General features: G+C 66.6%; 16 protein-coding genes and 1 pseudogene. 7 read left to right on the top strand and 10 right to left on the bottom strand.

Annotated elements, in window-relative coordinates; genetic code table 11:
* Positions 1–456: 456 nt before the first annotated feature.
* From ABJK26_RS00460 to ABJK26_RS00430, 7 genes are all read right to left on the bottom strand, one after another.
* Entirely contained in the window at positions 457–1,419 is a 963-nt protein-coding gene (locus tag ABJK26_RS00460) for a ParB/RepB/Spo0J family partition protein (RefSeq protein ID WP_347240212.1), read from the bottom strand.
* A 202-nt stretch (positions 1,420–1,621) separates the two neighbouring features.
* Positions 1,622–2,008, bottom strand: coding sequence for a hypothetical protein (locus ABJK26_RS00455; RefSeq protein WP_347240211.1), 387 nt, complete (start codon positions 2,006–2,008; stop codon positions 1,622–1,624).
* 59 nt (positions 2,009–2,067) lie between these two features.
* Positions 2,068–2,412: a hypothetical protein gene (locus ABJK26_RS00450; RefSeq protein WP_347240210.1), complete on the bottom strand. Its 345-nt coding sequence runs from the start codon at positions 2,410–2,412 to the stop codon at positions 2,068–2,070.
* On the bottom strand, positions 2,409–2,630 hold the full coding sequence (locus tag ABJK26_RS00445) for a hypothetical protein (RefSeq protein ID WP_347240209.1): 222 nt from the start codon (positions 2,628–2,630) through the stop codon (positions 2,409–2,411). Before ABJK26_RS00445 ends, ABJK26_RS00450 begins: the two co-directional genes overlap by 4 nt.
* A 184-nt stretch (positions 2,631–2,814) precedes the next feature.
* A complete protein-coding gene (locus ABJK26_RS00440) occupies positions 2,815–3,795 on the bottom strand; it encodes a hypothetical protein (protein WP_347240208.1) in 981 nt (326 codons plus the stop codon).
* 67 nt (positions 3,796–3,862) lie between these two features.
* On the bottom strand, positions 3,863–5,458 hold the full coding sequence (locus tag ABJK26_RS00435) for an MBL fold metallo-hydrolase (RefSeq protein ID WP_347240207.1): 1,596 nt from the start codon (positions 5,456–5,458) through the stop codon (positions 3,863–3,865).
* A gap of 10 nt (positions 5,459–5,468) precedes the next feature.
* Positions 5,469–6,257 (bottom strand): hypothetical protein, encoded by a 789-nt coding sequence (locus ABJK26_RS00430; RefSeq protein WP_347240206.1) that lies wholly within the window; start codon positions 6,255–6,257, stop codon positions 5,469–5,471.
* Between the two features lie 99 nt (positions 6,258–6,356).
* Between ABJK26_RS00430 and ABJK26_RS00425 the strand changes: the two genes are divergently transcribed.
* Entirely contained in the window at positions 6,357–7,361 is a 1,005-nt protein-coding gene (locus tag ABJK26_RS00425) for a hypothetical protein (RefSeq protein ID WP_347240204.1), read from the top strand.
* Positions 7,358–8,392, top strand: coding sequence for a hypothetical protein (locus ABJK26_RS00420; RefSeq protein WP_347240203.1), 1,035 nt, complete (start codon positions 7,358–7,360; stop codon positions 8,390–8,392). The genes ABJK26_RS00425 and ABJK26_RS00420 overlap by 4 nt, the downstream gene beginning before the upstream one ends.
* Before the next feature lie 75 nt (positions 8,393–8,467).
* Here the strand turns inward: ABJK26_RS00420 and ABJK26_RS00415 are convergent, their stop codons facing one another.
* Positions 8,468–9,217: a hypothetical protein gene (locus ABJK26_RS00415; RefSeq protein ID WP_347240202.1), complete on the bottom strand. Its 750-nt coding sequence runs from the start codon at positions 9,215–9,217 to the stop codon at positions 8,468–8,470.
* Between the two features lie 138 nt (positions 9,218–9,355).
* On the opposite strand from ABJK26_RS00415, the pseudogene ABJK26_RS00410 reads away from it, so the two are divergent.
* From ABJK26_RS00410 to ABJK26_RS00390, 5 genes and pseudogenes are all read left to right on the top strand, one after another.
* Positions 9,356–9,640 (top strand): annotated as a pseudogene (locus tag ABJK26_RS00410) (hypothetical protein); the annotation flags it as partial.
* Positions 9,641–9,771: 131 nt separating this feature from the next.
* Entirely contained in the window at positions 9,772–9,984 is a 213-nt protein-coding gene (locus ABJK26_RS00405; protein WP_347240213.1) for a helix-turn-helix domain-containing protein, read from the top strand.
* Entirely contained in the window at positions 9,981–10,625 is a 645-nt protein-coding gene (locus ABJK26_RS00400; RefSeq protein ID WP_347240201.1) for a ParA family protein, read from the top strand. The genes ABJK26_RS00405 and ABJK26_RS00400 overlap by 4 nt, the downstream gene beginning before the upstream one ends.
* Complete coding sequence (locus ABJK26_RS00395) at positions 10,622–10,993, top strand: ATPase (protein ID WP_347240200.1); 372 nt, start codon at positions 10,622–10,624, stop codon at positions 10,991–10,993. Before ABJK26_RS00400 ends, ABJK26_RS00395 begins: the two co-directional genes overlap by 4 nt.
* Complete coding sequence (locus tag ABJK26_RS00390) at positions 10,990–12,003, top strand: DNA adenine methylase (protein ID WP_347240199.1); 1,014 nt, start codon at positions 10,990–10,992, stop codon at positions 12,001–12,003. Before ABJK26_RS00395 ends, ABJK26_RS00390 begins: the two co-directional genes overlap by 4 nt.
* A 114-nt stretch (positions 12,004–12,117) precedes the next feature.
* Here the strand turns inward: ABJK26_RS00390 and ABJK26_RS00385 are convergent, their stop codons facing one another.
* Entirely contained in the window at positions 12,118–12,657 is a 540-nt protein-coding gene (locus tag ABJK26_RS00385) for a hypothetical protein (RefSeq protein WP_347240198.1), read from the bottom strand.
* Complete coding sequence (locus ABJK26_RS00380) at positions 12,644–12,877, bottom strand: helix-turn-helix transcriptional regulator (protein WP_347240197.1); 234 nt, start codon at positions 12,875–12,877, stop codon at positions 12,644–12,646. Before ABJK26_RS00380 ends, ABJK26_RS00385 begins: the two co-directional genes overlap by 14 nt.
* Positions 12,878–13,009 lie beyond the last annotated feature (132 nt).

Raw genomic sequence — 13,009 nt, 5'->3', positions numbered from 1 at the left:
GCTACGGGGACCTTCTCGCCTTCCTCGCCGCCCTCGAGGGCCGCCCCTACCCTTTTTAGAGGCTGTCGTAAAACTCCTCCACGGCCAGCTACGCGGCCCTGGCCAGCCGCTTCACCAACAAGCGTAGCATGCCCAGATACACCCAGGCCTCAAGGTAGCTTCGCTGACCACTAACCCGAGGGTTGGCTTCATAGTCCTTGGCAAGCCGCCGGTTCCGCCCCAATCAGGCAAAGGTCAGCTCCACCGCCCACCGCTTGGGTAGAGGGAAGCCAGCCCTTGAGGCCCCGGCACTCCCAGTTCACCACCAAGGGGTCAGCTCGGCGCAGGCTACTGGCCGGGGTCGCAACCTGAAGGCTGTCGACGATCCCTAGAGTTCCAAAATCCTACGGAGGGGGCGTGAAAGTACGAGGGTTCTTCTCCTCGGTCATCTTCCGATCCAGCGTCCTTACCGCCATTTTACTCTCCTCCCTCTTCCAACGCCCTCCGGGCGGCCTCCTTCAACCGGGCGAGCTTCTCCCGGAGGGGGCGCATGAGCCCTTCGTCTCGCACGGGAAGCTCCCTGGCGTTGGCCTCGAGGAGGTACTCCTCTCCCTCTTCGAGCGCGGCGAGGAGGAGCTCGGCGAAGCGCTTCGGAAGCTTCCCCCTCTCCTCGAAGCGCTCCACCAGCTCCTCCAGTCCCCACACCAGCCGCTCCACGTCGGTGAGAGGCTTCGGCGCCCGGGGCCGCTCTTCCCGCTTGGGCCGGGTCAGGGCCCTGAAGAGCGCGGCGAGGTTCCCCTCGGGGGAGAGGCCCGGCAGGGTGGGCTCCCCCCTCCGCCACGCCTCGAGGCGCTCCAAAAGCCGCGCTCCCACCCCAGGCGTCCTCGCCGCCCGGACCAGGTCCTTGAGGGGGATCCCCCGCCCCTTGAGGGCGTCCCGGACCTCCTTCGGCAGGTCCAGGAGGGGAGCGTAGTTGATGAGGGTGTACGGCGAGACCCCGAGGGGGGCCACCGCCTGGGCCAGGACCGCGGCCTCGTTCTCCTTCTTGCCCTTGCGGAGCAGGGCCGCGCCTGTCCTGACGACGCGCTCCGCCTCCTCCTCGGGGAGCCCCGCCCCCTTCAGCGCCTCGAGGACCGCCTCCACGACCTCCAGGGGCTCCAGGTCCCTCCGGGCGGCGTTCTCGCTCACGGCGAGCAGGAAGGCCTCCCGGTCGTCGGCTTCCCGCACCACCACCGGGACCTCCTCGAGCCCCGCCTCCAGGGCCGCCTGGTACCGCCTCTCCCCGGCCACGATCTCGTAGCGGCCGTCCTCGAGGGGACGCACCACCAGGGGCTCGATGACGCCGTGAAGCCGCACCGACTCCACCAGGGCGGGGTCGGCCTCCGCCCGGGAGCGGGGATTCCTTGGATTGGGTACAAGTAGTGCGATGGGGACTTTCATGTCCCTATTATACCAGGGAAGCGCGACCTTTTTTACTCTCTCGTCCTCGAGGGAGTGGCCACTCCCTACGCTAAGAGGGGACGAGGAGGAGCCCTTGAGGGAGCAGCCGCTCCCTACGCCGAGCGGGGATGGGGAAGACCTTTCCTCGAGGGAGTGGCCGCTCCTGACCTCCTTGCCTCCACCCTGAGGGAGTGGCCACTCCCTACCTCTCCTCGAGGGAGCGGCCGCTCCCTACCTCCTCCAAAAGCCGCAGGACCCTCGCCTTCTCTTCCTCCAGGGCCAGGCGGAAGCGCCGCACCCGCCCCGCGGCCTTCGCGAAGAGGGGCTCCAGGGCCTGGGCTTCTTCTCCTTGGAGTTGGCTGGGGAAGAACAAGCGCCCATCTCCGCCCTTCACTCCGGCCACCACCGCCAACCCCTCGTCGCCGGCGAAGCCCAGGCTGAGGGCGTACCGCTTCCGCCCTACCCGCCCCTCCAGGGCCTCGAGATCGCGGGAGAGGGCCCTCAAGGCCTGTGTGAGGCCCCGGAGGAGCTCCTCCGTCTCCTGGTTAAGGCGGGCGACCTCCTTTTCAAACTCCGACACCCGTTCCACCTGTCCTCCCTTCCGGGGAGCGGTCGCTCCCCGCTTCTCCTCGAGGGAGTGGCCACCCCCTATGCCAAGCGGGAACGGGGGAGACCCTCGAGGGAGCGGCCACTCCCCGCTACTCCCACTCCCCCCCGGCCCACCATGCACTCCAAGGTGGGCTCGTCGGGGGAGAACCCGAAGTGGAGCCGGGTCTTCCCCTTCCCGTCCCGCACCTCCAGGACCAGGGAGTACCCCCGGTCCCCGAGGGGCCGGGCGAGCTCCGCCACGGCGAGCCGCAGGGGCCGGTCTCCCGCCTCCAACCCGAGCTCCCGGAGTTCCCGCGCGAGTTCCTCGTGCAGGACCTCGGCGTAGCTCATCCGGTCCTCCGGGGTGGTGAGCCAATCCTCTAAGCGGAAAGGAATCCCCCTCATGCTCCCTCCTCCAACTTCGCCAGGCAGCGGCTCTGGGCGAAGTACTCCTCCACCGCCGCCACCCTGCTCACCAGGGCCCGCGCCAGGTCGGCGTCCGCCGGGCTCACCTGGGCGAGGGCCTCCAGGGCCGCCAGCACCCGGTCCGCGCGGGGGCTCCGCCCCTCGCCGCGGAGGGCCTCGAGGTCCTCCAGGTAGGCCTCGAGGGGTGAAGTAGGCAAATGGCAGAAGTCTGCCATCAGGCTCCCACACGGCATTCGTCTCGCCTCCCGCGACCCCCCCTTCCCGTCACGCTGGCAGACCTCTGCCACCGCCTTTCAATGAAGCCCCAAAGGCCGCGTCACCACGCTAGACCGGGTTTCTATCCGGTCGCACATTTGGGTCCTCTTGGAAAGGGGCCTCGGTTCAAGCGACGGCTTCCTCCAAAAGCATTCGCGCAACCGCTCGCCAGAAGAGTCTCACATGGGGATCTCGCCAAAGACCCCTGCGCTTGCTCTCCCGCCACGAGCCGAGGAGACCGGGGGAAGAAGACCCGTAAACCGTCCAAGGGGCCTCTTCAAGAACTCTGCGGAGCCGCCAGGGAAAGCGGCGGTAGCGCCACCACCACTCCTCCCACACCTCCCTCGGAAAGAGGGGAAAGGTCTCCGGGAAGGCCGCGGCCGCGGCGTACCCCCGGTACTCCGGAGGCTGGTCCCGGATGAGCCGGGCCACCCGGGCGGCCTCCCTTCCCCGGAACCGCCTGAAAGCGACCAGGTTCGCCAGGCTCTCCTCCACCACCCGGCCCCAGCTCTCCTGGTAGGGGTCGGGGAAAAAGTCCGCGGTGTCCATGAGGGCGTGCCCCAGCTCGTGGTAGTAGACCGTGTCCTGGACCAAGGGGACGGGCACCCCTTCCCTATCGGCCCAGGCCACCACGCGCTCCGGGCAGAGGTAGACGGCGGGGCCGGCGTGGTCCAGGTAGGCCTCCTCCTCCTCCCCCGTGCGGGCCCCCTCCTCCCCCAGGTGGAGAACCCTCTCCTTGACGGGCCTTTCCGGTGCCTCCCGCACGTAAAGGCCCACGGCCACCACTTCCTTCACCCCGCCCCAGAGGTCCTCGCCCCGCTCCAGGTCCTCCAGGGGAGCGAAAGGGTCTTCCCCCTCTTCCCCAGGCCCCCGCTCCCGAAGGGCCCGGAGGCGCTCCCGGAGAGGCCTTTCCGGGAAGAAGCGGCGCCGCTCCGGGGGATAAAGGTGGTCCATCTGGGCCTCGCTCACCAGGAACACGGGGAGGCGTACGGCCAGGTCCACGAGGGGAGCGTCCATGCGCTCGTAGAGCTCCTCACGGGTGAAGTCCAGGCTCCCCCCTTCGGGAGAGCCCAGGTTGTGAACCGCGACGGGAATGTTTTCTTTCACATCCACCTCCTTTTCAGCGCCGAATCCCGTTTGGGGAAAGGGGGGCTCGCGAAAAAGGGATTCGGAATCATAGAAGCAGAACCTCCCCCTCCCGGTAAAGCTCCCGCCACCGCTCGGGCCGCTCGGTGTGGACGGGGAGGAGATAGCGGGGCCGCAGGCGCCGCACCACCTCCAGGAGGTCGGGCTCGGGGGCGTGGCCGGAGGTGTGGAAGGGGTTTTTCACCCCGGCGGGGTCTTGGGGAAGGCAGGCCAGGCCCTCGGGGAGGAGGTGGAAGTCCAGGCGCCGCAGCCAGGCCAGGAGGACCTCCAGGTCCAGGATCTGCTCCTGGTCGGCCCAGTAGGAGTTGCTGAAGATGTAGGCCCCCCGCCTCGCCTTCCTGCCCAGGGCGGCCTCCAGGAGGCGCAGGTCCAGGAGGCGGTTCACCTCGTAGAAGCCGAAGGCCAGGAGGTAGGCCCCGGGGTCTTGGGCCACCTCCTTCAGGGAAACCTCCCGGACGGGGGCCTCCTCCCAGAGCGCGTTCTCCCACGCCTCCGTGCGGTTTTTTTCCTCCTTGAGCACCAGGACCTCCCGGAGGACCCCTTCCCAGGGGTCGGGCTCGGCCTCCGCCAGGCCGAAGAGGAGGTAGGCGTCCTTGGCGGTGACCACCAGGGCCCGCCCCACGTCCCGCGCCACCTCCAGGCAGGAGAGGAGGCGCTCCAGGTTGCGGGGGGCGAAGTCCACGGCCACCGGGGACCCCTCCCACCGGGCCACCTCGGCGTGGAGGGCCTCCCTCACCTCCTCCTCCGTGCGGGCGGGGCGCACCTCCCCGAGCCGGGTCCCCTCCACCACCAGGAGGAGGACCTCGCGGGTCTCCAGGGCCCGGAGGAAGGCCTCCGTGTTGGCTCCCCAGCGGCCGTGCCGCCTGAGGTCCCCCGTGTAGACCAAAAGCCCCTCGGGGGTCTCCACGGCGAAGGAGGCCGCCCCGGGCACCGAGTGGTCCACGGGGAAGGCCTCCACCCGGAAGGGCCCCAGGGAGAGGGGGGAGCAGGCCTCCTCCCAGGGGTGGCCCCCCAGGCCTTTTTTGCTCGCCGGGGAGCGCTCGTGGAACCTCCCGAGGGATCCCAGCACCCGGTAGGGGCGGCGGAGGTACAGTTCGCGGTCCCCGTCCAAGACTCCCCCCTTCTTCGCGTTCGGGCGCCTCGGGGTCAGGTAGGCGGCCTCCCCGTCCACCCCCGCCTGGGCCGTGTCCTGCATGGCCTTGACCACGGCGGCGGTGGCCGCGGTGGCCACCACGGGGAGGTCCCCCCGCAGGTAGCCCACCGCCCCGGTGTGGTCCAGGTGGGCGTGGGAGAGGAGGAGGGCGAGCACCTTCTCCCCGGAGGGGAGGCCCCCGCCGAGCAGCCCCCGCTCCAGGTGGGAGGGGAGGAGGGTGTCCGCCTGGCCCTCCCGGTAGAGGCCGGGGAGGGGGGGCAAGAGGCCCAGGAAGAGGAGGTCGCGCAGGCCGAAGCGGGCGGTGCGGGGGGAGAGGAACTCGGTGAAGTAGGTCCCCCACCGCCCGAAGGGCCGGCCGAAGTCCAGGAGGAGGGCCCCCTCCTCGGCCTCCAGGAGGAGCTGGTTGCCCCCGATCTCCCCCCAGCCCCCGAAGACGTGCACCGCCAAGCCGCCCAGGACAAAGCGCCTCACCCCGCCCTCCCTAGGCGGGGCGGGTGCCCTTGACCCGGCCCCGGGCGTCGTAGTGGTAGACCATCCGCCCCCTGCGGACGATCACCGTGTCGGCGGTCCAGCCCAGGAGCTCGTCCTGGCTGGAGATGCCGAAGCCCCCGATCCGCCTGCCCCGGCTGTCGTACACGTCCAGGTAGTTGCCCCTGCGCCGCACCGAAGCGATGTCCATGTCCCTCACCTCCTCCTCCTCGTACTCCGCCACCCAGAACTCCCAGTAGCCGCCCACCACCAGCTGGTCCTTCCCGTAGTCCATCCCCAAAATGAACCCCCGCGGCGCGGTGAGGACGGGCATCCAGCGCTTCAGGTCCCTGGAGGCCAGGACCACCCCCTGGGCGGCCATCACCAGGTACCACCCGTTCCCGTAGGTGGCCTCGTCCAGGTCCCACTCCAGGTCCCGGCCCACCTTGTGGTACTTCCAGTTCCTCCCGTCCTTGGAGACCATGAGGGTACCGGCGTTCCCCGCCGCCAGGAAGCCCGCCTGCGTGTACTTCACGCTGTTCATGCGGGCCGGGGCGCGGATCACCTCCCACTTCCTCGTGTCCCGGGAAACCAGGATGCGGAAGGGGGCGGTGGCCACGAAGACCCCGGCCCCGAAGGCCACCCCCGTCACCTGCCCCCCGAGGAAGCCCCCCGAGGTCTCGGGGTCAACGGCCCAGGCCCTCCACTCGCCCCGCGCCTGCGCCAACCCGGGGTCGGCAAGGAGGGCCAGTCCCGCTAGGAGGCAGAACCCTGCTTTCCTTAGCCCCCGTGGAGGTTCCATGAGGCCAGGCTAGGCCGGGCGGGGAGGGGAGGACAAGGCGGGTTTCGCAAAACCCGAACTCCTTGCAGACTAGGGAGGGCCGGGGTTATGCTGGGGGGCATGGGGGAAGGGCGGCTTGCGGAAGGGGTCCAAGGGGAGGTCCCGGGATGGGAAGGGGGGAAGGCCGGCCGCCCGCCGGCCCTCCTGAGTCTCTTCGCCCTGGAGGAGTTACCTGGCGTTGACGAAGCCCTCTTGGAGAAGCTCGGCCTGCGCCCGGGAAGCGTCCTCTCCCAGGGGCTCCTGCTCCTTCGCCTGGCCACGGAGGCCCACAAGAAGGGGGCGGAGCTCCGCTGGAACACCACGGAGGCCCTGAAGGAGAGCCTCCTTTCCTTCCTGGAGGAGGAGAGGAACGCGAAGGAGCTCCTCGCCGGCCTGGGTCCGGGGGAGAAGGCCCTTCTCAAAGTTTCCGAGAGGTCCAAGCCCGAGGAGGCCCTGAGGCGGGCGGTGAGGAACTTCCACGTCCGCTACCATCCCCGGGACCTGGTCCGCAGGCTCCTCAAGCGCCTGGGCTCCCGCCTCCACCCCCCGGACCGCCTGCGGGACCTCCTCGGAGCCTGCACCCCCGAGGCCTGGGCGGCGGCCACCCCCTTTTCCGGGGCCTTCCGGGGCGTCTTCGCTCTGCTGGAGGGGTCCTACGGCCTGGAGGCCCCGGCCTTTGAGCGGGCCCTGGCCCCCTGCTTCGTCTTCGCCTTCCTGCGGGGCGAGGGAAGGGTGGCGAGGCCCTTTCGGGAGGTTCTCCCGGACCTGACCCTGGGCAAGAGAACCGTGGGGCTCCGGTACCAGGAGGAGTGCTGGGTGGCCCGGGTCCGGTCCAGGGGGGGCGGCCCGGGGGAGCTCTACGAGAAGCCCTCCTTCCGCTCGGAAAAGCCCTTCGGCCCCAGGATTCCCTCCCCCTCCTTCGGGAAGGCCCTCCCGGGGTGGTACGGGGCCCTGGAGGCCCGGGGCCACGGGGAGTGCCCGGAGGACTGCTTCCCCGAGGAGGGGTACGACTGGGACCTGGTGGCGGAGTACCGCGACGCCCTCTGGGAGGCCCCGGCCTCCCCCGGGAAAGGGGGGAAGGCGTGAGGCCCGCCCGCCCCTTCCGGGAGCTCCTTCAGGAGGCCCTGGCCGCGGCCAGGGAGGGGCGGGCGGAGCCCTTCGGCGACGCCTTCCGGGAGGAAGCCGAGGGGCACGCCCGCCTGGGCCCCAGGGGAGAAGACCCCGTGGCCCGGGCCCTGGCCCTGGGGCGGCAGGCCCTCGGCCACCTGGCGCGGGGAGAGCGGGAGGAGGCCTGCCGAAAGCTCTCCCAAGCCCTGGAGCTCCACCCCTCCCTGGGAGGGGGCCTCGCCCTGGACCTGGCCGAGGCCCTCTGCGGGAAGGAGGCCTTCCGGCCTCTCCGGGAGCGCCTCGCTCGCCGCAAGGAGGTTCCCCCCGGGTTCCAACTCCTGGCCCTCCTGGACCGCCTGCCCCCGGAGTTCTGGGTGGAGGTCCTGAGGGGATCGCCCCGGACCCCCTCCTCCCCGAGAAAAGGCCGGGCGGAAGCCGAGGCCCTGCCCCGCCTCCGGGAAAGCCCTCCGCGGAGGCCCAGGCCCTCCGTCCCCCGTCCGAGGATCCCCTTCGCCTACCGGCCCTTGCGCCGGGAAGGGCGCAAAGGGGAGGGAGAAACGCAGGTGTACGCGTTTGCCCTCCGGTCTACAGATGCTTCCAAGTGGCTAGGGTCCTTGGGTGCCACCGAGTTCCGCCGCTGGGTGGCCCCGGGCCTGGAGGTGCGGGAGGTGAGGGGGCGCCTCTACCTCCGGGTCTTGCCCGAGTTCCGGGAGGCCTACCCCCAGGCCGCCCTCCTGGTGCTGGAGGCGGGTAGAGCGCGGGCCCTCATGCCCCTGCTCCCCAGCGAAGACTACCTACCCCTTCCCGTGGACCTGAAGGGGGGAGCGGACCTGGTGGCGGAGGTCTGGTCCTGGGAGGACCTTATCCTGGGGACCCTGGCGGAGCTTTTGCGGGAGGGGCGCTTCTACCCGGACCTTCTCGGGATATGGCTCCTCTACGGGATGACACAAGGACTCATCCCCCCAGAGGTGGCGGAGGCGGCTCTCAGATGGCTCGAGAGGGGGAGCTGAGGGCGCGCCCCACCCCGGCCCCCGCTTGGCTCCCGGCGCTCCAAGCCCTAAGATCCCGACCCGAAAGGGTCGGGGCTAGTGAAGCCCTTGCGTCCCATAAACCCCGAAGGGGAGGAAGCGAATCCTCGTTCCGGCGCCGGTGGAGGTGTCTATGCGGAGTAAGCCACCCGCTGAAGTGGCTCCATAAAGAACGCCATCCTTGAAGCTGAGCCCATAAACCCCCTCAAAGCCGATGGTGCCCACCAGGATCGCCTGTTTGGAAGCGAGGTCTACCTTCACCAAGGAGTCGCCCGAAAGGGAACCGCAGCTGACGGAGGCGTAAAGGGCATCCCCGAAAGCCGCATCGCCGCTGGAATCGCAGGGGAGGGACACTCCTGGTATGGCAGAGGCCGCCCCGGTCAATGGATTCAGCTCATACACCCCGCTCCCTCCGATCCCGAACAGCCGACCCTGGGCGTCCAAGGCAAGCCCATTGAGAACGGCCCCCGTGCTCCCCACTCTGGTAGCCACACCGCTCGCCACCTGCACCTTGTAGAGGCTGCCGCCGCTATCCCCAAGCGCCCAGGCAGAGGAGCTCTTCCCATCCCAAGCCAGATCAAACACCCCGAGAATTCGCTGGCCCGAGGCGGTGCGAATCGGGCCCACCTTCACATCCTGCCGATCCTGAGAAAGCGAGATCCACCAGAGCTCGTCCTGAGAGCTTACTGCCAGGAGGGAGGGGTCTGGCGGAGAGGGAGGAGGCGGGGATACCAGGTTTTGAGAGCACGAGGCGAGAAAGGCCATCAAACCGATGGTGATAAAGCGGGAAAATTTCAGTGTGCTCATACAAGGCAAAGTTTAGCCAGGCGTGAGCTTGCCTTGCAAAGACCATGACAACCAGGTGAATGTCTCGCTCCCGATGGGCAAGCCAGGCTTTTTCGCAGGAAGGCAAGCCCCAAGGAGGGCCTCGCCCACTGCCTCCGCCTGATCCAAGAGGTGGCTGAGGTGGCTCCACCCACCCCCAAAGGCAACCGGGGCCGCTCTTGGCGCTCCAGCCACCCAGTCCCTGGCCCACCGCACCCCCAAGCACCTGGACCTTCAGCTCTAGAAAGCCCTGCCCCCCTCCACTTCATGTACACCGCAGCGCTGTCCTACCGGAGGGAGGACCGGCTTCCCCGCCTTCGTCGGGGGTGGGGTGGCCGGGAGGGCTGCGCTCCCGACCCCCGGCTTGGGGGGGAGGCCCTGCGGCGGTTTGCCCTTACCGGGGGGTGACTTTTAGTGGACGCGGTGTTTGAGGGGAAGGAGGTTTGGGGGGACGAAGACACGGCTCGGTGGGGGATATCTTCGGCAAGCCCAGTCTGTCTGAGGGCCCCTTGCGCTAAGCGCGCCATTTGGGTAGCATGCCTCCCGTGGGCAAACCCCTCTTCCTCACCCCCGAGGAGCTCGCCCGGGCGCTCCGGGTGGACCCGGAGACGGTGCGGCGCTGGCTCCGGGAGGGCCAGGTGCGGGGGCAGAAGGCCGGGCGGCTCTGGCGGGTGCCCTGGGAAGAGGGTGCGCGGCTTCTGGGCGGCGAGGAGCGCCTGGAGGAGGCCCTGAAGGAGGTGCTGGGGTGAGGGTGGTGGCCGTGGTGAACGGCAAGGGCGGGGTGGGGAAGACCACCACCGCCGTCAACCTGGCCGCCCTCCTGGCCGAGGAGGCCCCCGTCCTCCTGGTGGACGCCGACCCCCAGGGCTCGGCCTCCTGGTGGGCGGGCCGGGGAGAGATGCCCTTTGACCTGGCCCAGGAGACCGACCCCGCCCTCCTCCTCCGCCTGAGGCGGGTGAAGGGGTACGGGGCGGTGGTGGTGGACACGCCCCCCGCCCTCCGCTCCGAGGCCCTGGAGGCGGTCCTCAAGGCCTCGGACTACGCCGTCCTCCCCACGCCCCCCGCCCCCCTGGACCTCGAGGCCCTGGTGGAGACGGTGCGGCGGGCCGTCCGCCCCTTGGGGGTGGCCCACCGGGTCCTCCTCACCCGGGTGGACCCGAGGAGCCTGGGGGAGGCCCTCGAGGCCCAGACCGCCCTCATGGAGGCCGGGGTGCCCGCCTTCCACGCCTTCGTGCGGGCCTACAAGGCCCACGAAAGGGCGGCCCTGGACGGGAAGCCCATCACCCGCTGGCGGGGCCCGAACGCCCGGGAGGCGGAGGCGGACTACCGCCGGGTGGCGGAGGAGCTTTTGCGGGAGCTCTCTCTGCTCCCGGAGAGGAGGGAGGCGTGAAGCGGCGGCGCCTGGCGGAGCTCGTGCGGGAGGAGGCGGGGGCCCTGAGGGAATCCCCTCCCGAGGTGGGGGCCCTGGAGGAGGCCTCCACCCCCCGCGAGGAGAAGCCAGGGGAGGCCCCTCCCGCCCAGGCCTCGCCGGAGGGGCGAGGGGAGCGCCCCCTCCCCCCCTACCTCACCTACGTGCGCAAGGAGTGCCGCCTCCGCCCCGACCAGCTGGACGCCCTCACCGCCCTGGCCCGGAGGCTGAACCGGGAGCGGAAGGGGAAGGGGGAAAGGATCACGGAGAACACCCTAATCCGTTGGGCGGTGGATAGACTTCTTCAAGAGTATGGTCTTCCAGATCTATCCGAGGAAGAAAAGATATGAGCAAACATCCCGTGCAAGTCCAGCTTCTCTTCCCGGAAGAAGAGCCTCATCTGAATAAGAAAAGGGAGATTTTTCTTGCAAAGCTCAGGTCCAACTCCCGTAGAGGGGCCAAGTACAAGCGGTACCTAGGTGCTCCCATTAGATATCCCGGTGGAAAGAGTTTTGCTGTGGGTTATATCGTAGAATTGTTACCTGAAAACATCAGCCGGGTTATCAGCCCTTTCCTGGGGGGAGGGAGCGTAGAAGTTGCTCTTGCAAATGAGCTTGGAATAAAAGTTATTGCTTTTGATATTTTTGATATTCTCGTCAACTTCTGGCAGGTACTCCTAGACCCCAGGAAGAAAAGAGAGATGCTTGCTATCTTGCGGCAATTGAAGCCCAACAAGCAAACGTACACGGAGGTAAAAGAGGTGCTAAAGCGCCACTGGCGCTTCACCCAATACAGAGAAGGAAGCAAGGAATTTGTCATTACCGATAAGGTGTTGCTGGCTGCCTATTTCTACTTCAACTATCAACTCTCTTACGGCCCCGGTTTCCTCGGGTGGCCTAGTTCGGTATACCTGAACGAGGGAACTTACCAGGGCATGCTTGAGAAACTGGAGGAGTTTGAAGCGCCCAACCTAGAGGTCCATCAAGCAGACTTTAGGGACGTTCTGCCTCGTTACAAGAATGATTTCATGTATTTAGATCCACCCTATTACATAGGTCCTGACAGCAAAACCTTCAGGGGCATCTACCCCATGAGAAACTTCCCCATCCACCACCACGGCTTTCCCCACGAAACCCTCAGGGATATGCTAAAAGAGCACAAAGGCGGTTTTATCCTCAGCTACAACGATTGCCCAACCATCCGAGACTATTACAAAGACTACAAGCAGTTTTTCCCTAAATGGCACTACTCAATGGGGTTAGGAGAAACAAGAATAGGGAAGTATCGGAAAGAAAGAGGCTCAGATACCCACCAAAAGGAAAGTCATGAAATTCTGATTTACGGCCACCCCCGCAGCTAAATGCCCGCACGTGAGCTTTGCAACATGGGATGCCCAAACTGGAGCTGCGGGAAGGCCCTTTTGGGGGCCCCCACCGCAAGGACCGCGGTGGGATACTTAGTTGCTGCCCCCTACTCACCTGTTGATCCTTCTGTCGTGGTAATCCAAATATTCCTGGTATAAGTCGCGAGGGTAGTCGTCTCTGTTTTCCTGAAAATTCCAAGGTGGAAACTTTCCTTCACGAGCACGATAATCTTCCAAACATTTTTGTTCCATTTCTTTGTACGGAGTAACCTCTCCTTCTTCACATTTAAAAAGACCACAGATCTGCGCCCTGACCCTAGGAGATGTAATCACCCAAACAGAAACCTCCTTACCCTCACGTAGCTTATTAGCAATCAGTCCATGCATGATAAACCTTGATGGGCCAGGACTGCCCGTCCTAGCGTTTGCATAGAAACTTAGCGTCCCCCTCAATCCGTTTCGATCTGAAGAACCACCTATTTTGTATATTTCATCATCAACAACCAAAAGATATACCCTTGGGATTCTCGCCCTAAACTCAGATTCCGGGAAGCTTGGATCCCGCTCAAATCTGATCAAATTGGGGCTTCCATCCTGCCTAAGAACGAAGCGCCCCACCTTTCTAGCCGTTTTAACCTCATGTATCTTCATGGCCGTCCTCCTCCCCACAAACAAGGGCACAGACATCAATCTCCAAAGCTTGTGCAATACGCAAAAGGACTTCTAAAGAGGGGTTAGCCAAGCCGCGCTCCAACTGGCTCACATAAGAACGATCTAAACCTGCAAGCTCCGCAAGGTCCTCCTGCGTAAAATTCCTCGCCCGCCTAAAAGAAGCAAGCCGGCGTCCCAAGTCTTCAAAAAAGGACCCCACCCTTTCTTAGGGTGGGCACGAGCTTTCGTGAAGTCTATAGTGTATAGTCAACAAACAGAAATTTTTTTTAAAAAACTACCCCACCACGTCCGGCAAGGCCCGGGCGGCCTCCTCCAGGCGCTTGCGGGAGAC

The organism is Thermus sp., assembly GCF_039793865.1.
In the GTDB taxonomy this organism is placed as follows: Bacteria; Deinococcota; Deinococci; order Deinococcales; family Thermaceae; genus Thermus.
This window is presented reverse-complemented; position numbering and strand designations above follow the sequence as displayed.

Coding starts and splice junctions, on each gene's coding strand:
- ABJK26_RS00460 (WP_347240212.1), bottom strand. CDS start 1,419: ATGAAAGTCCCCATCGCACTACTTGTACCCAATCCAAGGAATCCCCGC.
- ABJK26_RS00450 (WP_347240210.1), bottom strand. CDS start 2,412: ATGAGGGGGATTCCTTTCCGCTTAGAGGATTGGCTCACCACCCCGGAG.
- ABJK26_RS00430 (WP_347240206.1), bottom strand. CDS start 6,257: ATGGAACCTCCACGGGGGCTAAGGAAAGCAGGGTTCTGCCTCCTAGCG.
- ABJK26_RS00425 (WP_347240204.1), top strand. CDS start 6,357: ATGGGGGAAGGGCGGCTTGCGGAAGGGGTCCAAGGGGAGGTCCCGGGA.
- ABJK26_RS00415 (WP_347240202.1), bottom strand. CDS start 9,217: ATGAGCACACTGAAATTTTCCCGCTTTATCACCATCGGTTTGATGGCC.
- ABJK26_RS00405 (WP_347240213.1), top strand. CDS start 9,772: ATGCCTCCCGTGGGCAAACCCCTCTTCCTCACCCCCGAGGAGCTCGCC.
- ABJK26_RS00390 (WP_347240199.1), top strand. CDS start 10,990: ATGAGCAAACATCCCGTGCAAGTCCAGCTTCTCTTCCCGGAAGAAGAG.
- ABJK26_RS00385 (WP_347240198.1), bottom strand. CDS start 12,657: ATGAAGATACATGAGGTTAAAACGGCTAGAAAGGTGGGGCGCTTCGTT.